This is a genomic window from Streptomyces sp. WAC 01529, assembly GCF_003945545.1.
GTDB lineage: Bacteria > Actinomycetota > Actinomycetes > Streptomycetales > Streptomycetaceae > Streptomyces > Streptomyces anatolicus.
Genome location: NZ_CP029617.1, coordinates 2,652,107 through 2,675,822, shown reverse-complemented (window position 1 = coordinate 2,675,822; position 23,716 = coordinate 2,652,107). Strand labels below are relative to the sequence as shown.

General features: G+C 71.8%; 21 protein-coding genes and 2 tRNA genes. 17 read left to right on the top strand and 6 right to left on the bottom strand.

Annotated features, from left to right (window positions below; all coding sequences use genetic code 11):
- Positions 1–2: 2 nt before the first annotated feature.
- Complete coding sequence (locus DMA15_RS11950) at positions 3–2,093, bottom strand: hypothetical protein (RefSeq protein ID WP_125512750.1); 2,091 nt, start codon at positions 2,091–2,093, stop codon at positions 3–5.
- Positions 2,094–2,396: 303 nt separating this feature from the next.
- Here DMA15_RS11950 and proB point away from each other — a divergent pair, with 303 nt between their 5' ends.
- The 5 genes from proB to DMA15_RS11925 all read left to right on the top strand — a co-directional run bounded on the left by proB (position 2,397) and on the right by DMA15_RS11925 (position 7,559).
- On the top strand, positions 2,397–3,524 hold the full coding sequence (gene proB / locus DMA15_RS11945) for a glutamate 5-kinase (RefSeq protein WP_125512749.1): 1,128 nt from the start codon (positions 2,397–2,399) through the stop codon (positions 3,522–3,524).
- Between the two features lie 215 nt (positions 3,525–3,739).
- Complete coding sequence (locus tag DMA15_RS11940) at positions 3,740–4,228, top strand: hypothetical protein (RefSeq protein ID WP_125512748.1); 489 nt, start codon at positions 3,740–3,742, stop codon at positions 4,226–4,228.
- Positions 4,229–4,400: 172 nt separating this feature from the next.
- Positions 4,401–5,693, top strand: coding sequence for a glutamate-5-semialdehyde dehydrogenase (locus DMA15_RS11935; protein WP_125512747.1), 1,293 nt, complete (start codon positions 4,401–4,403; stop codon positions 5,691–5,693).
- A 93-nt stretch (positions 5,694–5,786) separates the two neighbouring features.
- Positions 5,787–6,428, top strand: a complete 642-nt coding sequence (locus tag DMA15_RS11930; RefSeq protein WP_125512746.1) for a hypothetical protein — start codon at positions 5,787–5,789, stop codon at positions 6,426–6,428.
- A gap of 66 nt (positions 6,429–6,494) precedes the next feature.
- Complete coding sequence (locus DMA15_RS11925) at positions 6,495–7,559, top strand: hypothetical protein (RefSeq protein ID WP_125512745.1); 1,065 nt, start codon at positions 6,495–6,497, stop codon at positions 7,557–7,559.
- 24 nt (positions 7,560–7,583) lie between these two features.
- Here the strand turns inward: DMA15_RS11925 and DMA15_RS11920 are convergent, their stop codons facing one another.
- Positions 7,584–8,669 (bottom strand): M48 family metallopeptidase, encoded by a 1,086-nt coding sequence (locus DMA15_RS11920; protein WP_125512744.1) that lies wholly within the window; start codon positions 8,667–8,669, stop codon positions 7,584–7,586.
- A gap of 99 nt (positions 8,670–8,768) precedes the next feature.
- Here DMA15_RS11920 and DMA15_RS11915 point away from each other — a divergent pair, with 99 nt between their 5' ends.
- The 7 genes from DMA15_RS11915 (at position 8,769) to DMA15_RS11890 (ending at position 13,171) form a co-directional block, all read left to right on the top strand.
- The gene (locus DMA15_RS11915; protein WP_125512743.1) at positions 8,769–9,029 is read left to right on the top strand and encodes a hypothetical protein; all 261 of its coding nucleotides are present in this window, start codon (positions 8,769–8,771) and stop codon (positions 9,027–9,029) included.
- Positions 9,030–9,115: 86 nt separating this feature from the next.
- On the top strand, positions 9,116–9,280 hold the full coding sequence (locus DMA15_RS36620) for a hypothetical protein (RefSeq protein ID WP_164551736.1): 165 nt from the start codon (positions 9,116–9,118) through the stop codon (positions 9,278–9,280).
- 44 nt (positions 9,281–9,324) lie between these two features.
- Complete coding sequence (gene nadD / locus DMA15_RS11910) at positions 9,325–9,987, top strand: nicotinate-nucleotide adenylyltransferase (protein WP_125512742.1); 663 nt, start codon at positions 9,325–9,327, stop codon at positions 9,985–9,987.
- 16 nt (positions 9,988–10,003) lie between these two features.
- A complete protein-coding gene (locus DMA15_RS11905; protein ID WP_125512741.1) occupies positions 10,004–11,740 on the top strand; it encodes an LCP family protein in 1,737 nt (578 codons plus the stop codon).
- A gap of 134 nt (positions 11,741–11,874) precedes the next feature.
- Positions 11,875–12,318, top strand: a complete 444-nt coding sequence (gene rsfS, locus DMA15_RS11900; RefSeq protein WP_125512740.1) for a ribosome silencing factor — start codon at positions 11,875–11,877, stop codon at positions 12,316–12,318.
- A complete protein-coding gene (locus DMA15_RS11895; protein WP_125512739.1) occupies positions 12,315–12,956 on the top strand; it encodes a histidine phosphatase family protein in 642 nt (213 codons plus the stop codon). Before rsfS ends, DMA15_RS11895 begins: the two co-directional genes overlap by 4 nt.
- 142 nt (positions 12,957–13,098) lie before the next feature.
- Positions 13,099–13,171, top strand: a tRNA-Ala gene (locus DMA15_RS11890).
- Between the two features lie 22 nt (positions 13,172–13,193).
- Here the strand turns inward: DMA15_RS11890 and DMA15_RS11885 are convergent.
- The gene (locus tag DMA15_RS11885; protein ID WP_125517649.1) at positions 13,194–14,129 is read right to left on the bottom strand and encodes a helix-turn-helix transcriptional regulator; all 936 of its coding nucleotides are present in this window, start codon (positions 14,127–14,129) and stop codon (positions 13,194–13,196) included.
- Positions 14,130–14,337: 208 nt separating this feature from the next.
- On the opposite strand from DMA15_RS11885, the gene DMA15_RS11880 reads away from it, so the two are divergent.
- The 3 genes from DMA15_RS11880 (at position 14,338) to DMA15_RS11870 (ending at position 16,198) form a co-directional block, all read left to right on the top strand.
- A complete protein-coding gene (locus tag DMA15_RS11880) occupies positions 14,338–15,708 on the top strand; it encodes an MFS transporter (RefSeq protein WP_240659761.1) in 1,371 nt (456 codons plus the stop codon).
- 70 nt (positions 15,709–15,778) lie between these two features.
- On the top strand, positions 15,779–15,961 hold the full coding sequence (locus DMA15_RS11875; protein WP_125512737.1) for a hypothetical protein: 183 nt from the start codon (positions 15,779–15,781) through the stop codon (positions 15,959–15,961).
- Positions 15,962–15,964: 3 nt separating this feature from the next.
- The gene (locus DMA15_RS11870) at positions 15,965–16,198 is read left to right on the top strand and encodes a hypothetical protein (RefSeq protein ID WP_030783413.1); all 234 of its coding nucleotides are present in this window, start codon (positions 15,965–15,967) and stop codon (positions 16,196–16,198) included.
- On the opposite strand, the gene DMA15_RS11865 is transcribed toward DMA15_RS11870, so the two are convergent.
- Complete coding sequence (locus tag DMA15_RS11865) at positions 16,167–17,384, bottom strand: glycosyltransferase 87 family protein (protein WP_125512736.1); 1,218 nt, start codon at positions 17,382–17,384, stop codon at positions 16,167–16,169. The two genes, DMA15_RS11870 and DMA15_RS11865, sit on opposite strands and share 32 nt — an antisense overlap.
- Before the next feature lie 122 nt (positions 17,385–17,506).
- On the opposite strand from DMA15_RS11865, the gene DMA15_RS11860 reads away from it, so the two are divergent.
- A tRNA-Ala gene (locus DMA15_RS11860) sits at positions 17,507–17,579 on the top strand.
- A 55-nt stretch (positions 17,580–17,634) separates the two neighbouring features.
- Here the strand turns inward: DMA15_RS11860 and DMA15_RS11855 are convergent.
- Positions 17,635–19,224: an NADH-quinone oxidoreductase subunit NuoF family protein gene (locus tag DMA15_RS11855; protein ID WP_125512735.1), complete on the bottom strand. Its 1,590-nt coding sequence runs from the start codon at positions 19,222–19,224 to the stop codon at positions 17,635–17,637.
- A complete protein-coding gene (locus tag DMA15_RS11850) occupies positions 19,221–20,303 on the bottom strand; it encodes a cytochrome b/b6 domain-containing protein (RefSeq protein ID WP_125512734.1) in 1,083 nt (360 codons plus the stop codon). The genes DMA15_RS11855 and DMA15_RS11850 overlap by 4 nt, the downstream gene beginning before the upstream one ends.
- A 396-nt stretch (positions 20,304–20,699) precedes the next feature.
- Here DMA15_RS11850 and leuS point away from each other — a divergent pair, with 396 nt between their 5' ends.
- Positions 20,700–23,600, top strand: coding sequence for a leucine--tRNA ligase (gene leuS / locus DMA15_RS11845; RefSeq protein ID WP_125512733.1), 2,901 nt, complete (start codon positions 20,700–20,702; stop codon positions 23,598–23,600).
- Positions 23,601–23,716: the final 116 nt, after the last annotated feature.

The following is a 23,716-nucleotide window of genomic DNA, read 5'->3' as shown; positions in this document are numbered from 1 at the left end:
GTTTACGCGGTGACCGAGTCCTCCGCGCCGTTCGACTCCGAAGGATCCTGTGCCGTCTCCTCCGCCGCCTCTTCCGCGACGCGCTGGCCGGGGATCTCCGCGTCGATGCGGGAGGCCATGCGGGCGCGGCGGGCGTCGGCCTTGGCGCACAGGGCGAGCGCCGCGGCGTTGAAGCGGGCCAGGGAAGGCGGGTCAGAGGGGCCCAGGAGGTGCTCCTTCAGCTCGGCGCGGGCCTCCGCGTGGGAGTCCAGCTCCGGGGCGCGTACGGCCTTCAGAAGGGCCGCCATGCCGTCCGCCTCGGGGGTCAGGATCGTCGCCGCCGAGACCGTGGGGAAGCTCGCGCGGAACTCCGCCTCGGACATCCCGGCCGTGTTGGCGACGGCGTACGGCTTCTCGCTGCTCAGCCAGTCGGAGACGACCGAGGAGACATCGCTGATCAGCAGGTCCGCCTGGTTGAAGCAGGAGAAGATCGCCGGGCGCGGGCCCGTGACGATCTGGTGCTCCCACTCCGGGAACGAGGCCCAGAACGCGGCCTCCCACGCGGCCATCGCCTCGGCCACGGCGGCCTGCTGACCGCCGTCGGGGGAGCCCTGGAGCATCATCCGCTCCTGCTCGTCCGCGCTCTTGCGGAACTTCCGCGCGGTCAGCTCGTCCAGGGCCGCGGTGCGGCGCTCCAGTTCGGCCGCCGCCTCGGGGCCGGGGCGCGCGCCGGAGCGCTTGGCGTTGGCGGCGAGGATCATCGCCTTGATGCGTTCGTTGGCGGCGCCCGCGCGCGGGTCCTGCGAGCCGGTCATCGGGTGCGGCTTGTAGAGCAGGCGCACGCCCGGGTCGGCGAGCAGCTCGCGGACGATGTTCTCACCGGCCAGGACCACCGAGGTGTTGCCGGGGTTGCCGTCCCAGCCCTCCCAGGTGGGGGCGTACAGGACGGTCGTGTACGGGCCGGTGGGCGCGCCCGTGAACGGCAGGATGGGGGAGAGCTGGGGGCGGCCCACCTCCACGACGTCCTTGTCGTCGACGCCGATGTCGGCGAGCTGGTAGCGGTCGCGGGCCGCGGGGCCGGCCACCCACACCTCGTCGTAGGCCTTCGCGTACGGGTTGCAGGAGGACAGCTTGTCGCTCTCGCCGTGGTTGATGAAGGCGTGCTTGATCGTCGGGATGCGCAGGACCTGCGAGGTCTTCGCGGCGTTCGCCGGGTGCAGCAGCATCTTCAGCGTCGACGTCTCCAGGGAGAACATCGTCGCCACCTTCGGGAAGCAGATGATCGGGACGTCCGTGGCGTCGATCTTCTGCACCATGAACCGCTCGCGCAGCACGATCAGCGGCCTGCCGTCGAGCTGGGAGAGCGTGGAGAGCCACATGTTCGCCTGGTACGCGGACGTGGTGCCGCCCGAGAAGTACATGCCGACGGTCGGCTTGTAGTCGGCCAGCCACTGGTCGAGCCACTCCAGGACCCGCTCGTCGTTCTTCGCCCGCTTCTTGGGCAGCAGCCAGGTGGCGAGGTAGAGGGTGCCGCCGGCGATCAGCGCCAGGGAGATGCCGAGGCCGATGCCGCCCCAGTACGCGTCGGTGGTGGCCGCGGTGAGCAGCAGGCCGACCGTCGTGGGCACCGAGAACGTGAGCAGGCGGTGGGCCTGGCGGCGCGAGAGGATCCGCGGCGGGGCGGCCGTCAGGTGCAGCGCGGAGGCGTCGATGTTGCGCGTGACGATCGGCAGCGCGCGGGTACGGCGTACGAGTATGGCGACGGCCTGGCAGCCGAAGTGCAGGGCGTAGAAGGCGAGCAGGGCGGTCGTCAGCGGCGACTGCTCGGCCAGCGGCTCTATGCCGTCGATGCGCAGCAGACCCACCAGCATCAGCATGTCGCGCAGGAGCTGGCGGACCGTGACGTCGAAGCGGATCTTGCCAAGGAGCGAGAGGAGGCCCGGCTGCTTGTACTGCAGATAGATGTCGAGCGCGAGGTTCGCGGCGGCCGCGGCGACGAAGACCGGGACGTAGGGAAGCAGCGCGCTCACGAGCTGGGTCGTGAAGAGCGCGAGCATCGCGAACAGCGCTGACAGCTGCACGATGCGTCGGGATGCGAGTCCGGCAGAGGGCACGGGCGTGGGCTCCTGGCGGGGAAGATTGAGGGAATGGGGGGAAGTCGACCACTGACCGTATGACGCGCGGTGGCTCCGTAGCAATCTTCCGTGACCTCAATCACCGGAAAAAGGGGCAAAGGAGACTGAACCCCGGGTGCGTTTTTCCCCTCGCGGACCGGGGGCGGGCGCCCCGGGCCGCCGGGTCCCGCTCCGCGGAACAAGTGCGCGCGCGATCCGCATCCTCACGTAGATTGCAGATCCGGGACTTCGGGACTCCGGGACTCCGGAACTCCGGTACGTCGGGACAATGTGGGGAAGCGCGTGACAGCGGCAAGGCAGTCGGTGGCAGAGGCCCAGCGGGTCGTCGTCAAGGTCGGGTCCTCGTCCCTGACCACAGCGTCGGGGGGCCTGGACGCCGACCGCGTCGACGCCCTCGTGGACGCCCTGGCCAAGAGCCGCAGCGGCGGCGAGCGCGAGATCGTGCTCGTCTCCTCCGGCGCCATCGCCGCGGGCCTGGCCCCGCTGGGGCTCGTCCGGCGCCCCAAGGACCTGGCCCGCCAGCAGGCCGCCGCCAGCGTCGGCCAGGGCCTGCTCGTGGCCCGCTACACCGCTTCCTTCGCGCGCTACGGCGTACGCGTCGGCCAGGTGCTCCTGACCTCCGACGACATGGCCCGCCGCGCCCACCACCGCAACGCCTCCCGCACCCTGGACCAGCTCCTCGCGATGGGCGCGCTGCCCGTGGTCAACGAGAACGACACCGTGGCCACCGACGAGATCCGCTTCGGCGACAACGACCGGCTCGCCGCCCTCGTCGCCCACCTCGTCCACGCCGACCTGCTCGTCCTGCTCTCCGACGTCGACGGTCTCTACGACGGCGACCCCGCCAAGCCCGGCACCTCCAGGGTCTCCGAGGTGACGGGCCCCGCCGACATAGCGCACGTCCAGATCGGCAGCGCGGGCAAGGCGGGCGTCGGCACCGGCGGCATGGTCACCAAGGTCGAGGCCGCGCGGATCGCCGCCGCCGCCGGGATCCCGGTCGTCCTGACCTCCGCGAGCCAGGCCGCCGACGCCCTCGCGGGCCGCGCCACGGGCACGTACTTCCACCGCACGGGCCGCCGCTCCGCCGACCGGCTCCTGTGGCTCCAGCACGCCTCCGAGCCGCGGGGCGCGCTCACCCTCGACGACGGGGCGGTGCGCGCGGTCGTCGAGGGGCGCAAATCGCTGCTGCCCGCGGGGATCGCCGCGGTCGAGGGCGACTTCACCGCGGGCGACCCGGTCGAGCTGCGGGATGCCCGGGGGCGGGCCGTCGCGCGCGGCCTGGTCAACTTCGACGCCAAGGAGCTGCCGCAGCTCCTCGGCCGCTCCACCCGGGATCTCGCGCGCGAACTCGGACCTGCGTACGAGCGTGAGGTCGTGCACCGCGACGACCTCGTCCCGCTGCACGGATAGGCGCTCCGAAAGCCCAGGTCGCCTCGGACCACGCGCCCCACGAGTCCCACGCGCCCCGGCCGAAAACCGTCGCGGGCGGCCCCGGCCGGGCGGTCCGCGCGAGGTGAAACTCCCCAAAAGCGCCCCGCGGACCCCCTTGGCCTGCTCAACTTTGTTGAAGACAGTTCCGCACGACCGTTGCGTATCCGCACCGACATTGCGTAAAGGAGGCCGTCGTGAGACGAGTACGCCCGGGGGCGGCGTCCCGCGGCTCGGCCGAGCGGGCGCTGACGAGCGTCGCCGCGGGCGAGGCCTACGAGAGCGAGGCGCACGCCGGGCACGAGGGACAGGCGCGCGAGAGCGGTGAGGGCGACGCGGTGGAGGCGCCCCGGCTGTGGCACGTCACGCTGAGCGTCTCGGGCGCCGAGGCCCCCTTGAACGAGGTCAGGCGCGGCCTCGAACAGCTCGCCCACGACCACCCCTTTCTCCTCACCAGCCGGTACGCGCCGGACCACGCCGAGATCCGCTACTGGGAAGAGGCCCGCGATCTGCACGACGCCGCCGCGGTCGCGCTGCGGCTCTGGGGCGAGCACCGGCAGAGCGCGCGGCTGCCGCCGTGGGAGATCGTGGGGCTTGAGGTGATCGACCGCGACACGTATCACCAGCGGATCGCGGAGGGGTACGGGCCGCTTCCGGCCACGCCGGTCGGTGTGCATCCGTTCTGAGCCGGGGCCCGGGGACCGGCACCTGTTTTGAGCCGTCGTCCCACGGGCGCCTTCCCGCGGTCGCGGGTGCCGGGTCCCGGCTCTTCGGTATCGGGTCTCGGGTCTTGAGTTCCGGGTCTCGGGGACTGGAACGGCGGGTGGCCGCCCCGCGCGCGGGGATTACCCTGCGGGCATGACGTCGCTCTCTCCCGTCTCGCCCTACGACAACCTCTCGCCCGTCGCCCAGGCCGCCTACCGCGCCCGCGGTGCCGCCGCCACGCTCGCGCCGCTGCCACGCGCCGCCAAGGACGACGCGCTCCTCGCGATCGCCGACGCCCTGGAGGTGCGGACCGCCGAGATCGTCGAGGCCAACGCCAAGGACACCGCGCGCGCCCGCGAGGCCGGGACCAGCGAGTCGATCGTGGACCGGCTCACCCTCACCCCCGAGCGGGTCCGCGCCATCGCCGCCGACGTGCGCGACGTGGCCGCCCTGCCCGACCCGGTCGGCGAGGTCGTCCGCGGCTCCACGCTCCCCAACGGCATCGACCTGCGCCAGGTCCGCGTCCCCCTCGGCGTGGTCGGCATCATCTACGAGGCCCGCCCGAACGTCACCGTGGACGCGGCCGCCCTCTGCCTGAAGTCCGGCAACGCCGTCCTCCTGCGGGGCTCGTCATCGGCGTACGAATCGAACACCGCGCTCGTGCGCGTCCTGCGCGACGCGGTGCACGGCGCCGGTCTCCCCGCGGACGCCGTCCAGCTCGTCCCGGGCGAGAGCCGCGACTCCGTACGCGAGCTGATGCGCGCCCGCGGCCTCGTGGACGTGCTCATCCCGCGCGGCGGCGCCTCGCTGATCAAGACCGTCGTCGAGGAGTCCATCGTCCCGGTCATCGAGACCGGCACCGGCAACTGCCACGTCTACGTGGACGCCGCGGCCGACCTCGACATGGCCGTCGAGATCCTGATCAACTCCAAGGCGCAGCGCCCCAGCGTCTGCAACGCCGCCGAGACGCTGCTCGTCCACAAGGACATCGCCGACGCCTTCCTGCCGCGCGCGCTCGACGCCCTCACCGAGGCAGGCGTCACCGTGCACGCCGACGAGCGCGTGCTCACGTACGCCGACGGCTCGAAGGCCACCGTCGTGCCCGCGACCACCGAGGACTGGGAGACCGAGTACCTCTCGTACGACATCGCGGCCGGCGTCGTCGACACCCTGGAGCAGGCCGTCGAGCACATCCGGCTGTGGACCTCCGGGCACACCGAGGCCATCGTCACCACCTCGCAGCAGGCCGCGCGCCGCTTCACCCAGCTCGTCGACTCCACGACGGTCGCCGTCAACGCCTCGACGCGCTTCACCGACGGCGGGCAGTTCGGCTTCGGCGCCGAGATCGGCATCTCCACGCAGAAGCTCCACGCGCGGGGCCCGATGGGGCTGCCCGAGCTGACCTCGACCAAGTACATCGTCACGGGCGACGGCCATGTCCGTTGAGTCCGCGGTGAGTTGTGTGCGTCCCGGCTGATATCCCGGCCGAATTCCCCTTCCGTCTGCCCAAATCGCCCCTCCCAGGTCTAGGCTGGGAGGGTGCCGGAGGACGTGGGGGGCACGCCGTCGTTCCCTGACGGCTGGGAGCCCGACGACGACCGCGACCGCGGGGGTGCGGACGAAGAGTTCGCCTCCGTGGTCTTCGACGAGGACTTCGTACGGGCCGCCGAGATACATGAACCGAGCGCGGTGGAGCGGCTGTTGGCCGCCGCCCAGGCGCGCGCGGAGGCCTCCGAGGCCGAAGCCCGCCGGGCCCGCACCCACGGCTCGGGCCACGACGCCGGGGACGACGACTTCTACGACGACGGCTTCCCCGACGACGGCGATTTCGGCCACGACGACTTCGACGAGGCGTACGAACACGACGACACCCGCGGGGGTTACGGCCGCCCCGGCCGCCACCCCGGCTCCGCCCGCTGGCACCGCCCCGTCGCCTGGCTCCTCGCCCTCGTGATGGGCATCGGCATGGTCGCCCTCTCCTTCACCGCCGTCTACCGGGGCGCCTCGTCGAGCCGCCAGGACCGCGTGCCCGCGCCCGCCTCCACCGAAGTGGGGCAGAGCGCCGACAAGACCGACAAGGCCGACAAGACCGGCAAGGCCGACAGAGGGGTCTCCTCAAGCCCCTCGGCATCCGCCGAATTCGGCCAATCACCCGTCCCCGCGGCGCCGCGCACACCGTGAGGCGCCGTCAGAACTTGTCGCGTACACCAGCGTTTACCCGACCTCCCCGAGACCTACCCTGAAAGTATGGGCGGGCCAGGAGACCCACCCGCGGGGACACCCGAGGGCGCTCCCAGCGGTGGCGACGACGAGTACCGATCCGTTGTCTTCGACGAGTCGTTCGTGCGTGCTGCGCGCCTCCAGGAGTTCTCCGCGCAGGAGCGCATGGGCGGCCACGCGCGCGCCGTGCGCCGCCGCCCCGCCCTCCACCGCGGCCTGTCCCGGCAGGCGCTGCTCCTGGTCGTACTGATCGCCCTGGCCTTCGGCACGGCGATCTACATGGGCATACGACACCCCTACCAGAACCCCGCGGCCAAGCGCCCCGAGCCGCTGCGGATGACGGTGATACCCCTCGCCCCGCAGGGCCGCGTGCCCGGCGCCGCGCGGGTCGCCGACCTCTACGCGCACAGCCCCGCCGCGCAGTTCCGGGTGGGTGCCGCCGGCATCAACCTCCCCGCCGCGCGCCGCACCCCGCACTTCTCGGACAGCCAGGTGACGTCCGCCCTGACCACCGCCAAGGACTACCTGGTCGAGTCCTCGCTCGACCCGGACACGCTCACCGGCGGCTCGCCGCGCTCCGTGCGGCTGCTGCTCGATCCGGAGCAACTCGCCCAGTTCGACCGGAGCTTCACGCGTCCCGCCGCCGACGGGCGGCACGCGCCCACCGGCTGGCTGGTGCGGTTCGACCCGACGACGACCGCGCTCGCCGACCGGCGGGTTCGGGTCGAGGGCACGCTGCGGGTGGTCGAGGCGGACAAGAACACGCTGGAGGTGACCTCGGACCATACGTTCGCGTACGCGCTCAGGCGCGCCGGCAAGGGGGAGGCGGCGGCGTCGCTGTTCACCGTCCGCCGCGAGCTGCACTTCCGCTTCGACCGCGACGACCTGCGGATGCACCGGGCCGAGCTGCTCGCCTCCGGCACGAAGGCGGGGCCGCTCACCTGCGCGGCCGACTCCGCGAACCACCTGCGGCCGCTGCTCGCGGGGCAGCGGGCGAAGGCGGGCGGCCCGCCCGGCACCGATCCGTACGCCACGGGGGGCGCGACGGCGCTGTGCGGGTCGCTGGCGGCTGCGGCCCAGCCTTCGCTCTGACGGCTGGGCCCGGGACGGTGTGGGTCACTTTTCGTCCGAAGGGCGGCCACTGTCCTGCCCGCCCTGCCCCGTGAACTTTCCGCGCAGCTTGCCGCCCAGGTCGCCCGCGCCGCCCGCGATGTCGCTGACCAGCTTCATCAGCGGGTCCTTGCTGTTGCGTACGTCGTCGGCGTACGCGGAGGCCGACTGCCGGAAGGAGTCGGAGACCGAGGCGTCCTTGTCCTCCTCGCGGCGCGGATAGTGGCCGTCCATGATCCGCTGGAAGTCGCGGGACTCGGCCCACTTCTTCAGCTCGGCGGCGCGCACGGTGGCGAAGGGGTGCGTGCGCGGCAGCATGTTCAGGATCTTCAGGACCGAGTCGCGCAGGTCGCCCCCGGCCTCGTACTCCTCGGCCTGTTCCAGGAACGCGTCCACGTTCATCTCGTGCAGGTGGTTGCCGCCCGCGAGCTTCATCAGGCCCCGCATGGAGGCCTTGATGTCCTGGCCGACCAGGAGGCCCGCGCGGTCCGCGGACAGCTCGGACTTGCGGAACCACTCCCGCAGCGCCGTCACGATCGCCATGATCGCGACATTGCCCAGCGGGATCCACGCGACCTTCAGCGCGAGGTTGGTGAGGAAGAGCAGGATCGTGCGGTAGACGGAGTGGCCGGAGAGGGCGTGGCCCACCTCGTGGCCGATGACCGCCCGCATCTCCTCCTCGTCGAGCAGTTCGACCAGGGCCGTGGTCACGACGATGATCGGCTCGTCGAGCCCGATGCACATCGCGTTCGGATTCGGGTCCTGGTTGACGTACATCGGCGGGACCTTCTCCAGGTCCAGGATGTAACAGGCGTCCCGCAGCATGGTGTTGAGGTGCGCGAACTGGGCGTCCGAGACCCGCACGGAGTCGGACAGGAACAGCAGCCGCAGGCTCCGCTCGGGCAGCAGACCGCTGAGCGCCTTGAAGACCGTGTCGAATCCGCTGAGCCTGCGCAGGGCCACCAGGGCCGAGCGGTCCGCCGGATGCTCGTAGGCACGTGACGAGATGCCGGGGAAGCGCCTGCGCTGCCGGCTGGGCACGTGCTCGTGGCCCTCGCCGTCGCCGCCGCTGTGGTGATTGCCGTCGGTCATGCGGATTCCCCCATATGTCGTCCCCTTGTGCCCCCGAGGTGGGGTCCAGCCTAGGCGGAGATACCGTGACAGGGCAGCACACAGAAGGAGTCTTCCGTCATGGAACACAACCCCGGGGCCGTCTGGCTCACGGAGGCGGCCAAGGCCGCGCAGCAGCAGGGACCGGGCAATCTGCTGCGGATCGTGCTGATCGTCATGGTCGTCGGGTGCGTCCTGGTGGGGTGGTTCCTGCTGCGCGGGTACCGCCGCGGCGAGGACGCGGGTCGGCAGGGCGGCGGCGAGGCCGGGCAGGGTCCTGATGAGGCCGGGCGAGGTGGCGACGAGGGCCACCGGGGCGGCGATGAGGGCCGTAAGGGCTGAGTCGACGTGAGCCGGAGCCGGGCCCCCGCATACGATGGCCCGGAAGTCCTTATGTCCATCCCACCCCCGGATAGGTCCTGCCTGAGATGAGCCTCCACAGCACCGCCGCCCAGCTGGTCACTCTCGCCTCCGAGGGCGGCGAGCACGGCGGCGACCACGAAAGCCTCAGCCCTCTCTTCACCGGGGGTGGCGCCTTCGTCGCCCTCATGCTGCTCCTGTGGATCACCACCCGCTTCAACCGGGACCGCTAGGACCGGAGCAGGGCCCCTCGCCCGGGCCGGTAGGGTCTGCACGCATGGGAGAGCAGGACATGCCTACCGGTCCGGAGACCGGTCCGCATACCGGTACGGACATCGGTCCGGTGAGCAACGGCAAGCGCCGCCTGGGCGTCATGGGCGGAACGTTTGACCCGATCCACCACGGACACCTCGTGGCGGCCAGTGAGGTCGCCGCGCAATTCCACCTCGACGAAGTGGTGTTCGTACCGACCGGACAGCCGTGGCAGAAGAGCGACAAGCAGGTGTCCCCGGCCGAGGACCGCTATCTGATGACGGTCATCGCGACCGCCGAGAACCCGCAGTTCTCGGTGAGCCGCATCGACATCGACCGCGGCGGAGCGACCTACACCACGGACACGCTGCGGGATCTGCGTGCCCTCAACCCCGACACGGACCTCTTCTTCATCACGGGCGCCGACGCGCTCGGCCAGATCCTCACCTGGCGGGACACGGAAGAGCTGTTCTCCCTCGCGCACTTCATCGGGGTCACCCGGCCCGGCCACACCCTGGCCGACCCCGGACTCCCCAAGGGCGGCGTCTCCTTGGTGGAGGTCCCGGCCCTCGCCATCTCGTCCACGGACTGCCGCGCGCGGGTCGCCAAGGGCGATCCTGTCTGGTACCTGGTGCCGGACGGCGTGGTGCGTTATATCGACAAGCGCGAGCTGTACCGCGGCGAATGAGCCGAGAGGGGCACCGGTGAACGACCGACAGTACGACCCTTATGCGGGCGGCGATCCGTATGCGGGCGAGTACGTAGGTGAGTACGCGGCCGACCAGTACCAGGTCGTCGGGTACGACGAGTACGGGCAGCCGGTGTATCAGCAGGTGTCCCAGCAGCCGCAGGTGCCGCAGCAGGCTCAAATGCCTCAGGCGCAGGTGCCTCATCAGTCTCAGGGGTACGGGTACGACCCGTATGCGGGTGGGCAGCAGCAGGGCTATGGCGCGGGCGGCTATGACCCGTACGGCGGTGCGCAGGCCGCCCCCGCCGCGCCCTCCTACGAGCAGGCCTGGGTCCCTCAGCAGCAAGCAGCCCCGCAGCAGTCGCCGCCGCAGCAGCCGCAGCCGCCGCAGGCACAGCCGCCGCAGGCACAGCCGCCGCAGGCCGTGCGGGCCGAGCCGGAGCCCGAGCCGTACGCCGGGCCCGAAGCGGGGACGCGCGCCCCGCAGCCCGACTACAGGACCGAGCAGTTCTCCTTCATCGAGGAGCCGGACGAGGACTCCGAGGACGTCATCGACTGGCTGAAGTTCACCGAGAGCCGCACCGAGCGGCGCGAGGAGGCCAAGCGGCGCGGGCGCTCCCGCGTCGTCGCGCTCGTCGTGGTGCTCGCCCTGGCGATCGCGGGTGGCGTCGGCTACCTCTGGTCCGCGGGCAAGCTGCCCGGCCAGTCGGACGGCGAGGGCGCCGCCGCCGGCTCGGCGGGACCGCAGAAGCGGGACGTCATCGTCGTCCATCTGCACAACACCAAGGGCGGCGGCACCTCCACCGCGCTCCTGGTCGACAACACCACCACCGAGCAGGGCGCCACCGTCCTGCTGCCCAACTCCCTCGCCGTCTCCGATGACAACGGCAGCCCGACGACGCTCGGCAAGTCCGTCGACGACGACGGCTCGACGGGCACCCGGGAGTCGATCGACACGGTCCTCGGCACCGAGGTCGAGGGCACGTGGCGGCTGGACACCCCGTACCTGAACAACCTCGTCGAACTCGTCGGCAACATCGACATCGACACCGACGCCGACGTGCCCGACCCGAAGGCGAAGAAGGGCGAAGCGCCCCTGGTGCGCAAGGGCGAGCAGCAGACCCTGAGCGGCCAGATGGCCGTCGCCTACGCCACCTACCGCGCCCCCGGCGAGAGCGCGAGCGCGCAGCTGGACCGCTTCGGCCAGGTCATGCAGGGCGTACTGCGCAAGCTCTCGTCGGACCCGCAGGCGGCCACGACCACCGTGGAGTCACTCGCCCAGATCCTCGACCCCTCGCTGAAGGAGAAGGATCTCGGCGCCTTCCTCGCCAGGCTCGCCGAGCGCGCGAAGGGCGGCGACTACCGGACGACGCTGCTGCCGGTGCGGGCGGACGGCACGCTGACCGAGAAGGCCGGCGACAGCGTGGTCAAGGACGTCCTCGGCGGCACGGTGAAGAGCCCGGAGGAGGGCGCGGCCGTGCGGGTCGGCGTCGAGAACGCCTCCGGGGTCAAGGGCGCGGCCCAGAAGGCCCGGGTCTCCCTGGTCAACGGCGGCTACACCTTCGTCGACAGCGGCGCGGGCTCCACCGCCCGCCCCACCTCACAGGTCACCTACGCCGACGCGGCCAAGAAGACGCAGGCCACAGAGGTCGCCAAGACCCTCGGCCTGCCGACGAGCGCGGTCCGCAAGGGCAAGACCGCGCCCAACGCCGACGTCTCCGTGGTCCTCGGCCAGGACTACGAGGCCGGGTGAGACAGAAGGTGGGACAGAGGGCGAGACAGCGGGTCGGCGGGGGCCCGCGGAGGCGGTGACGTAATCGTCTGGGGTGCGGGCGGCGGTCCGTGAGACCCTTGGTCTGTCTTGACCATCTGAAGGAAAGCTCACCAGTGACCGCCACGGACCGCTCCATCGAGCTCATCAACGTCGCCGCCCAGGCGGCTGCCGACAAGCTCGCGCACGACATCATCGCGTACGACGTCAGCGACGTGCTGTCGATCACCGACGCCTTCCTGCTCGCCTCCGCGCCCAACGACCGCCAGGTCAAGTCGATCGTCGACGAGATCGAGGAGCAGCTGAACAAGCAGCTCGGCGCCAAGCCGGTCCGCCGTGAGGGCGACCGCGACGCGCGCTGGATCCTCCTCGACTACGTCGACATCGTGGTGCACGTCCAGCACAGCGAGGAGCGCGTCTTCTACGCCCTCGAGCGCCTGTGGAAGGACTGCCCCGAGATCGGGCTGCCCGAGGACGCCAAGGCGACCCGCGGCAAGGGCGCCGAGCACGCCGAGCAGCGGGCCGCGGAGGAGGCTGACCTGGACGGTGAGCTTCGGTGAACAACCGCGGCTGCCGGATCATCCTGTGGCGGCACGGCCAGACGGCCTGGAACCTGGAGCGCCGCTTCCAGGGCTCCACGGACATCGAGCTGACCGAGACGGGCATCGCCCAGGCCAGGCGCGCCGCCCGGCTGCTCGCCTCCCTGAAGCCGGACGCGATCGTCGCCTCCGACCTCAAGCGGGCGGCGGCCACGGCGGGCGAGCTGGCCGCCATCACCGGCCTCCCCGTCACGTACGAGGAGGGTCTCCAGGAGACGTACGCCGGTAAGTGGCAGGGCCTGACGCACGAGGAGATCATCGCGCGCTTCGGCGACCAGTACGCCGCGTGGAAGCGCGGTGAGCCGGTGCGCCGCGGCGGCGGCGAGCTGGAGACCGAGGTCGCCGACCGGGCCGCGCCCCTCGTCCTGCGCCACGCCGAGAAGCTGCCCGACAACGGCACGCTGGTGGTGGTCAGCCACGGCGGAACCATCCGCACCACGATCGGTCGCCTCCTCGGTCTCGACTCCCACCACTGGGAGGGGCTTGGCGGTCTCTCCAACTGTTGCTGGTCGGTCCTCGGCCAGGGCGCGCGCGGCTGGCGCCTGCTCGAGCACAACGCCGGCACGCTGCCGGAGCCGGTGCTCGGCGACGACGACTGAGCCTCCCGAGGGCCGCCTTGGGATCACCTCTCTGGGCGGCCGGACCCGGATTTCACATTCGGGCTGGTCGCAGGCTAAAGTTCTTCTTGTTCGCCCCGCCGAGCGGGGCGAAACGCCGGAGCGGTTCCACCGCGTGGCACGAGGGGCTATAGCTCAGTTGGTAGAGCGCCTGCATGGCATGCAGGAGGTCAGGAGTTCAATTCTCCTTAGCTCCACAGTCCGGAAATCCCGTCCCCATCAGGGGGCGGGATTTTCCGTTCCCGCCCTCCCTGGCCGGCCTTCCTGGTCACCGCTCCTCAGCCGTCGCTCGCGCAGCGCGGCCGTGTGCCGTCTGCTCTCGTCGTCGTCCGGGGTGTAGACGACGATCCGGGACTCGGGCATGCCGTTGATGCTCAGGGAGACCGACGTCATGCGCAGCTCGCCGATCGCCTTGTGCCGGAACGTCTTCACCCGGGGCCCGGGCGGCAGCACGTCACCGCTCTCCCAGAGCTTCGCGAAGTGCGGGCTCGTGGCGGACAGGGCGTGTATGAAGCCCTCCCACTCGGGCTCGCCCACATGCCGGCCGTACGCACTGCGCAAAGTCGCCACCATCACCGGCAGCTCCGAGTCGCGGAAGACCAGCGGGCAGTCCCGCGCGGGCACGGTGAACAGCGACCACAGCACGTTCGCGACGCCGCTCGTGGGGATCTGCTCGATGAGGAACAGGTCGCGGTAGGCGGCGTTGGTGGCGAGGATGTCGTAGCGCGTGTTGTAGACCACCGCGGGGCGCGGGTCCATGGCGTCGATGATGCCCTGGATCTCCGGGCCCACCGCTCCCGCCGCGGCCTCGCGGTCCGGGGCGTACGGCACCTCGGCCAGGTGGTACAGATGCTCGCGCTCGGGCTGGTCGAGGCGCAGGGTGCGCGCCACGGCGTCCAGGACCTGGGGCGAGGCGTTGATCGGGCGCCCCTGTTCGAGCCAGGTGTACCAGGTGACGCCGACGCCGGAGAGCTGGGCGACCTCCTCGCGGCGCAGCCCCGGTGTGCGGCGGCGCAGTCCCGGTGCCATGCCCACGTCGGCCGGCGTCACCCGGGCCCTGCGGCCCCGCAGAAAGGCGGCGAGCTCGGGCCGCCGCCGCTGGGTGGTCGCGGGCTGCCCCGTCTGCTCCCGCGTCCGTCCTCGGATCCCCGTCATCGTCGTCACGTCCCCCATCGTCCGCGCCCGCCCCCACCGCTGCCAGGTGCTGTCAGTACCAGCATCAGCGGGCTCTCGTTACCCGTACCCGGCCGTCGGCACGCTCGATGGCATGACGACGACCACCTCACCCGCCCCCGCGGGTTCAACTCCCGCATTCAGTAAAGCCCCCGGCACTGACAATCGCCGCGGACGGCTCCTCGCGGTCGTGCTCGCCGCCCAGTTCATGGCGCTGCTCGACGTCTTCATCGTCAATGTCGCGGCGCCCACCATCCGCGCCGAACTGCACGCGTCCGGCGCCGGATTGCAGCTGGTCATCGCCGGCTACACCATCACGTACGCCGTCCTCCTGATCACCGGCGCACGCCTGGGCGACCGTCTCGGACACCGCCGGGTCTACCTCGCCGGGCTCGCGGTCTTCACCGTGGCCTCGCTCGCCTGCGGACTCGCCCAGGGGACCGGGGAGCTGATCGCCTTCCGGCTGCTCCAGGGCGCGGGCTCGGCCGTCCTCATCCCGCAGGTGCTCAGCCTGATCCAGCGGAACTTCGCGGGCGAGGCGCGGGTGAGGGCGCTCGGCGCGTACTCGGCGGTCCTCGCGACCGGCGCCGCCGCCGGGCAGGTGCTCGGCGGGGTCCTGGTCAGCGCCGACCTGTTCGGCACCGGCTGGCGGCCGGTGTTCCTGGTGAACGTGCCGGTCGGCGTCGTCCTGCTCCTCCTCGCGGTGCGCGTGCTGCCGCGCGACGACGACGCGGAGCGCGCGGCGGGGCGGGCGCGCGGCCTCGATCTGCCGGGGCTCGTGCTGCTCGCGGGCGCCGTGTCGCTGTTCACCGTGCCGCTGGTGCTCGGGGAGCAGGAGGACTGGCCGCTGTGGTCCTGGCTCTCGCTGGGCGCCGCCGCGCTGCTCTTCGCGCTGTTCTGCGCGTACGAGACACGGCTCGCCCGGCGGGGCGGGGCGCCCCTGATCGCGCCCCGGGTGCTGCGGACGCCGGGCATGGGCCTCGCGGTCGTCCGGGTCACCGCCGTGATGGCCGTCAACGCGGGCTTCCTCTTCGCGCTCACCCTGCACGTCCAGGGCGGCCTCGGCCACAGCGCGCTGCGCGCCGGTCTCACCTTCGCGCCGACCGCCGCGGTCTTCGGCCTCGTCGGCCTGACCTGGCGCCGCTGGCCGCAGGCGGTGCAACGGGCGCTGATCCCCGGCGGTTTCGCGCTGACCGCCGTGTCGACGGCCGCCGTGGGCCTCCTGCTGCGGGACGGTGGCGACGGCGGGCTCTGGTTGTACGCGGCCTTCGTCGGCGTCGGCGCCGGGCTCTCGCTCGGCTTCGGGCCGACGCTCACGCGGGCGCTCGCCACGGTGCGCGCCGAGGACGCGGCGGACGCCAGCGGCCTCCTCGCGACGGTCACCCAGCTCGGCCAGCTGACCGGAGTCGCCTGCTTCGGAGCGCTCTTCTTGAACAGGCTTGAGTCGCAAGGGGGCTCCGGGGCGTATTCATCCGGGGACGCGCTCCTCGTGTGCTGCTACGCGCTCTCCGCGGTGGCCGCGCTCGGCGCCGTGTCCGGACTGGTACGAATGCGTCGCTGACCGGGCCGCTCAGAGCGTGGCAGAATCGGACGGCCGGAAGGGGACGCAGCCCGACGGGAGGGAGAGCGCGATGCCTGCGAGCATCTTCGAAGAGGTCGACCGCCTCTTCGACGAGGCGGCGACACGAGAACGCGCCGCGCTCCGCGCCCTCCTCAACTGCCCTTCCTGCGGCTCTGCCCACGTCGCCCAGGTACTCGGTGACAACGGCGGGGTCAGTTACGTCTGCACCGCCTGCGGCCACAGCTGGAGCTGATCGATGGGTGCACACAGGCGGAAATGCGACTGGTGCGGCAGTGGCACACCAATCGTCCGCGACATGGAGCCGGTGAACAACGAATACCAGTACTGGTGTGAGGAGTGCGCGCGGGCGCTGATCATAAAAGGCGACCCCATCGAGACCTACCGGGAACTCGAAGGGGAGCCGATCTACGGCAGGCTGCTCGACGAGCACTGCACCCTCAAACGGTTCTACTCGTTCGCCACCGCCTGACACCGGCCAGCAGAAACCCCGAAGCGGTCACTACGTAGAGGGCGGACAGCGTCATCTGGCCATAATTCTGGCCGAGTTCGAGCCGCCCCTCCCCGTGGGGCACCCACCACAGGGCGTACGAGCAGAAGACCAGGCAGGCGGCCCCGGTCGCCGCCCACCGGGCCCGGCCGCCCCGGCGGACCGCCTCGGCACCCAGGAGCAGCACCATCGGCACGCACCACACCCAGTGGTGCGACCACGACACCGGGCTCACCAGGAGCGCCGTCGCCGCGCAGCAGAGCGCGGCCCGGGCCCGCTCCCCGCGCAGCGCGGCGCCCACCGCGACCGCGAGGCCGAGCGCGCAGACCACCGCCGCGGCCACCGCCCACCACAGGCCGGGCTCCGGGGTGCGCAGGAGCCGGGCGAGGACGCCGCGCAGCGACTGGTTCGCGGTGTCCTCCGCGAGCCCGACCCGGCCCGCCTGGAAGACCATCCGGGTCCAGAACCGCCACGAGTCGTGGGGCAGCACGGCGGCCGCGAGGAGCGTCGCGCCCGCGAACGAGGCTGCCGCCACGCACGCGTGCCGCACCGCGGGCCGCCACGCACCGCGCCGCAGGGCCTCGGCGGCCCCGGTCAGCAGCAGGAGGACCACGAAGAGCGCGGGCGTGAGCTTGATCGCCGCGGCGACACCGATGCCGAGCCCCGCCCAGCGGTGGCCGGGGCGCCGGGACAGGTCCCACAGGACGAGGACGGCGAGCAGCAGGTTGACCTGGCCGTAGCGCAGCGTCGTCCAGACCGGCTCGCACCAGACGGCGAGCGCGGACACCCACAGGGCGCTCTCCACGCGCGCGTGCCGCGCTTCGCCGACGAAGCGCAGGGAGAGCGAGACGAAGACGACGAGCAGGAGCAGGTTCCCGAGCGTGGCGAGGGCCCGCATGTCCGGGATGTCCAGGAGCGTCAGCGGGGTGAACAGGAGCGCGGCGAACGGCGGGTAGGTCGTCGGCAGATGGGCTTCGGTGGTGCGCAGGGCGTACAGGTCGCCGCCCGCCCGCACGGTCTCGCCCTCGGCCCGGTAGACCATCAGGTCGATCATCGAGACGTCGGCGGCGCGCTGGGCCAGCCAGAAGGCCGTGAACGAGAGCAGGCAGCCCCCGGCGGCGAGGGGCACACGGCGGCGGCGGGCGGTGGCGAACGCGAGCACGGTCACGGAGGCTGACAGTACCGGCCTTATCGGGTGGTATCGGTCCAGACCGGAAACGATTTGGTGGAGCACGGGGATGACCGTGTAATGTTGGCGGAGCCGCCGGGGAAACCGGGCGGACACAGCAAGGGGCTATAGCTCAGTTGGTAGAGCGCCTGCATGGCATGCAGGAGGTCAGGAGTTCAATTCTCCTTAGCTCCACAGCAGATGAGAGCGGGCCACCCGGATCGGGTGGCCCGCTCTCATCTTTCTGTTTTTACTGCCTTCCGCTGCCGAGTGCCCTGCGGCCCCGGCCGGGCGGGAGCGCGGGCAGCGCCGGGCGGGCCGGGGACGCCGCCTTCGGGTCCTCCTCGATGCGCAGGGCGAGCGCCGGGCAGCGGCGCACGGCGCGGGAAGCGCGCGCTTCGGAGTAGCGCGGTACGGACGCCTCCGCTACGGCGGGGAAGCCGTCCGGGCCCAGCTGGATCAGCTCGGGGACGATGTCCGCGCACAGGCCGTGCCCCCGGCAGAGCGTCCAGTCGACGGCCAGCTTGCGGCCAGTGGGCGCCTGCGCGGGGGGAGCCTCCGCCTGGAGGGGCAGGACGCCCGCGACGGGCCGGCCGCAGCCGTCGCCGAGGACATGCGCCGCGAGGTCGTCCGTGAACGCCGCGATCGAGGACTCCAGGAAGGCCGCCGAGCCGTCCGGATGCTTGCAGGCGCCGCGCCGCTTCACGGCCCGGGTCACCTCGCGCAGCGCCTCGAGAGCGGTCGGCCCGCCCCCGTCCAGGACGTCCGCGAGGCCTCGGGCCGCCGCGGGGAGGCCGAGGTAGCAGGGGCCGCACTGCCCGGCGCTCTCCGCGGCGAGCCAGCGCGCGACGCGCAGCGACTCCCCGAGGGGGCAGGTGCCCTCACCGATCGGCAGGATCGCGCCCGCGCCGAGCGCGCCCCCGCAGGCCTCCAGGGCGGCGCGGGAGACGACCGCGTCGTGCGCCGTGACGCTGTCGAGCCACTTGCCGTGGTACCCGCCCGTCAGCACGCCCTGGGGGAGCGGTGGGGCGCCGGCGAGCTGAAGGACGTACCGCAAGGGCACCCCCGTGGGGACCTCGACGACCATCGGGTGGGCGACCGCTCCGGAGAGGGTCAGCAGGACCGTGCCGGGCTCGTCGCGCAGACCGGTGCGGCAGTAGCGGTCGGCTCCGGTCCGCGCGGCGACGGCGAGCTGGGCGAAGGTCTCCGCGTTCGAGAGCAGCGTGGGCGCGCCGCCCACTCCGGAGTCGGACGTACGTACCTTGCGCCCCGGCGGCAGTGGAGGGCCGCCGTCGGCCGAGCGGACCAGGGCGGAGGACTCCCCGGTGACCATCCGTACCGGATTGCGCTGCACGCGCGCGCGAAGGGCCGAGCCGCGGCGGTTGCCGAGGCCGCGCTCGGCGAGGGCGGTGCGCATCGAGGCCTCGGTGGAGTCGCGCGTCACACCGATGACGAGGGTGCGGGCGCCGAGGGCCTCCGCGGCGAGCAGGGCGCCGTCCAGGATCAGGTGCGGGGCGCGGTTGATCAGGACGGTGTCCTTGCGGCAGGCCGGTTCGTCCTCGCTGCCGTTGACGACGACCACGGGGCGCACCCCGCGACGGATCGCCGCGTCGGCGACGGCCCGCAGTTTCCGGGCGAAGGGGAAGCCGGCGCCGCCCCGGCCGCGCAGCCCGATGTCCTCGGCGAGGCGGGCGAGCGGCTCACCCGCCAGGGGTTCCAAGGGGCCGTGCACTTTCAGGTGCATGGTCAGATCCAGGCGCTCGACCAGGTCGAAGCCCGAGGTGAGCACGGGGAGGCCGACGACGCGGACTTCGGGGACGTCGGGCAGTGACGCGTTCACGGGTGGCCTCCGGTGGCGGCGTTCCAGGGCTCGCCCGAGCTGGGGGCCTGGAAGGGCCGGGGCAGCGGTTCGGTGGCGGGGCCGCTGTCGTACGCGGGTTCGTAGTCGTAGGTGCCGTTAGTGCTGTAGGTGTCGTGGGTCTCGCGGGAGAGGTCGTAGACGGGCTGCGGGGTGGTGTCGTACGTGGGCTGGGGCGGCACGTAGGGGGCCTCGGCGGGCGGGGGCGGGCAAGGGGCGGGCCAGCGTTCCGCGGGTTCGGCGCGGGGCGGGGGGTACGGGGGCTCGGTCAGCGCGCGGTAGGCCGCCGAGATGCCGACGGCGGGGTCGGGGGCGGCGGTGACATCGGGGGCCGTGCCGGGGAGCGGGGCGGAGGCGGTGTCCCGCGCGGGCGGGCGGCCGCGGGACGGGGCGCCGGGTTCCGGTTCGAGCAGGGCGAGGATCCGGGAGGCGACCATCCGCTTGATCGGCGGCGGCGCCGCGCGCAGCGCGATGGCCCCGGCGACGGCGATCAGACACAGGCCGTACAGGGCGGTCACCCAGAACTTCGGCGGGCGGCCCGCGTACAGGCCGTGGATCAGCGCCGCGCACCAGGCGGGGTAGGCCAGCATGTGCAGCGAGCGCCAGCGCGAGGCGACCCGCGCGGGGGAGGCGAAGGCGCTGCGCAGGGCTCCGGTGACGCTCGTGGCCACCATGAGCAGGCCCGCGAGCGAGCCGAGGCCGATGAGTCCGGCGCTGCCGGTGACGCCGAGCCCGAAGGGCACGAGGGCGCCGAGGAGCGACACGTGGTCGAGGGTGATCTTGACGGTGCCGTGCAGCAGCAGGAAGCCGACGGAGGCGACCGCCGTGGTCCGGTGCACGGCCTGGGCGAGCAGCCGCTCGCGCGAGCGCAGGAAGAGGCGGTCGGTGGCGACCAGGCCCCAGACCACGGCGGCGGTGAGGGAGACCAGGCACAGGACGCCGGTGGTGAAGTCCAGGGCGGCCCGGAAGCCGTCGCTGCCCACCAGCACGAGCAGGGGTATCAGGAGCAGGGCTCCGGTGCCGAGCAGACGGCTCTGGCGTTGGGGGTGCAGAGGGTTCATGGGGCGGCTCCGAAAGGTTCGGTCCCGCCGCATGCTAAGTCGCGCCATACCAGTGGGTACGGGGTTTGAGTTATTGCGTTGTTATCAAAGCGCGATGTGGTCTTGGTGTTGCCCCGATAGTGGTCGGTACGCGGAGTAACCATTGGCCAAAGGCCCGGCGGCAGGGCCTCCGGTTACCGCCCGCACACGCTCGTCGCGGGTCGCGCGAGGGCTGCGGTACCCTGACGCCATGCGTGCCGTACGCCTTCTGCTTAGCGGGCCGCGCTGATCAGTCCCGACCGCCGGTGAATCGCGGGTCGGAATCGGCGCGGCGTCCCCTCCTGTGCGAGGGGCTTTTTCATTTGACCGGCACGGTCAATTCCGTAGGCAGAGACGATCGATGGAGCTTTGAGGATCATGAGCGAGACGAATTCTGCTGCCGCCTCCGAGGTGGCCGCGCCGCACCGCTATACGGCCGCTCTGGCCGCTGAGATCGAGGCACGCTGGCAGGACTTCTGGGACGCCGAGGGCACCTACGAGGCGCCGAACCCGAGCGGTGACATGGCCGCGCGCGACGAGGCACAGGCCGCGCTGGTCGCCAAGCCCAAGAAGTTCATCATGGACATGTTCCCCTACCCCTCCGGAGCGGGCCTGCACGTCGGCCACCCCCTGGGGTACATCGCCACGGACGTCTTCGCGCGCTTCCAGCGCATGACCGGCCACAACGTCCTGCACACCCTGGGCTTCGACGCCTTCGGCCTGCCCGCCGAGCAGTACGCCGTCCAGACCGGCACCCACCCGCGGGTCTCCACCGAGGCCAACATCGAGAACATGAAGGCCCAGCTGCGCGCCCTGGGTCTGGGCCACGACAAGCGGCGTTCCTTCGCGACGATCGACCCGGACTACTACAAGTGGACCCAGTGGATCTTCGTCCAGATCTTCAACTCCTGGTACGACGCCGACGCCAAGAAGGCCCGCCCGATCGCCGACCTGGTCGCACAGTTCGACAGCGGTGAGCGTGCGGTACCGGGCTCCACGCGCGTGTGGAGCGAGCTGAACGCCGCCGAGCGCGCGGAGGTGCTGAGCCAGTACCGCCTGGCCTACGCCTCCGACGCGCCCGTCAACTGGTGCCCCGGCCTGGGCACCGTCCTGGCCAACGAGGAGGTCACCGCCGACGGCCGCTCCGAGCGCGGCAACTTCCCCGTCTTCAAGGCCAAGCTGCGCCAGTGGAACATGCGTATCACCGCCTACGCCGACCGCCTGCTGGACGACCTGGACGCACTGGACTGGCCCGAGGCCATCAAGCTGCAGCAGCGCAACTGGATCGGCCGCTCAGAAGGCGCCCGCGTGAACTTCCCCGTGGGCACCGAAGGCGACGCGATCACCGTCTTCACCACCCGCCAGGACACCCTGTTCGGCGCGACCTACATGGTCCTGGCGCCCGAGCACGAACTGGTCGACAAGGTCGTCCCCGCGGCCTGGCCCGAGGGAACCCACGAGGTGTGGACCGGCGGCCACGCCACGCCCGCAGAGGCCGTCGCCAAGTACCGCGCGTTCGCCGCCTCGAAGTCCGACGTCGAGCGCCAGGCCGACGCCAAGGAGAAGACCGGCGTCTTCACCGGCGTCTACGCCACCAACCCGGTCAGCGGCGAGCAGGTCCCCGTCTTCATCGCCGACTACGTACTGATGGGCTACGGCACCGGCGCGATCATGGCCGTCCCGGCGCACGACAGCCGTGACTTCGCCTTCGCGCGCGCCTTCCACCTGCCGATGCGCTGTGTGGTCGAGCCGTCGGACGGCCGCGGTACGGACACGTCGACGTGGGACGACGCCTTCTCCTCGTACGAGGCGAAGCTGATCAACTCCTCGAACGCCGAGGTCTCCCTGGACGGCCTGGGCGTCGTCGACGCCAAGGCGCGCATCACCGGCTGGCTGGCCACGCGCGGCATCGGTGAGGGCACCGTCAACTTCCGCCTGCGCGACTGGCTGTTCAGCCGCCAGCGCTACTGGGGCGAGCCCTTCCCGATCGTCTACGACGAGGACGGCGTCGCCCACTCGCTGCCCGAGTCGATGCTGCCCCTGGAGCTGCCGGAGGTCGACGACTACTCTCCGCGCACCTTCGACCCGGACGACGCGGACACCTCTCCGGAGACCCCGCTGTCCCGCAACGAGGACTGGGTCAACGTCACCCTGGACCTGGGCGACGGCCCGAAGAAGTACCGCCGCGAGACCAACACGATGCCCAACTGGGCCGGTTCGTGCTGGTACGAGCTGCGCTACCTGGACCCGCGCAACGACCAGCAGCTGGTCGACCCCGCCGTCGAGCAGTACTGGATGGGCCCGCGCGAGGGGCAGCCCACCGGCGGCGTCGACCTGTACGTGGGCGGCGCCGAGCACGCGGTGCTGCACCTGCTGTACGCGCGCTTCTGGTCGAAGGTCCTGTTCGACCTGGGCCACGTCTCGTCCGCCGAGCCGTTCCACAAGCTGTACAACCAGGGCATGATCCAGGCCTACGTCTACCGTGACAGCCGCGGCTTCCCGGTGCCGGCGACCGAGGTCGAGGAGCGGGACGGGAAGTTCTTCTTCGAGGGCGAGCCGGTCAAGCGCGAGCTGGGCAAGATGGGCAAGTCCCTGAAGAACGCCGTCACGCCGGACGAGATCTGCGACGAGTACGGCGCGGACACCCTGCGCCTGTACGAGATGGCGATGGGCCCCCTGGACGTGTCGCGCCCCTGGGACACCCGCGCGGTCGTCGGCCAGTACCGGCTGCTGCAGCGGCTGTGGCGCCTGATCGTCGACGAGTCGACCGGTGAGGTCACCGTCGAGGACGTCGCCGAGGCCGACATCGACGAGGCCACCCTGCGCGCCCTGCACAAGGCGATCGACGGCGTCCGCCAGGACCTGGACGGCATGCGGTTCAACACCGCCATCGCCAAGATCACCGAGCTGAACAACCACCTGACGAAGGTGGGCGGCGTGGTGCCGAGGTCCGTCGCGGAGCGCCTGGTGCTGCTGATCGCGCCGCTGGCCCCGCACGTCGCCGAGGAGCTGTGGCGCAAGCTGGGCCACACCGACTCGGTCGTCCACCAGGACTTCCCGGTGGCCGACCCGGCGTACGTCGTGGACGAGTCCGTGACCTGTGTCGTGCAGATCAAGGGCAAGGTCAAGGCGCGCCTGGAGGTCCCGCCGTCGATCTCCGACGCGGAGCTGGAGAAGGTGGCGCTGGCCGACGAGAAGGTCGTGGCCGCGCTGGACGGCGCGGGCATCCGCAAGGTGATCGTGCGGGCGCCGAAGCTGGTGAACATCGTTCCGGCGTAGGTGAAGATCGTTCCGGTGTAACGGACGGCGCATTTCCGGTCAGCCGGGTGGCATAGGGGTCTTCCCTTAAGGGCAGGTTGGGGGTTCCGATGGAACCTCCGGCCTGCCTTCTCCGT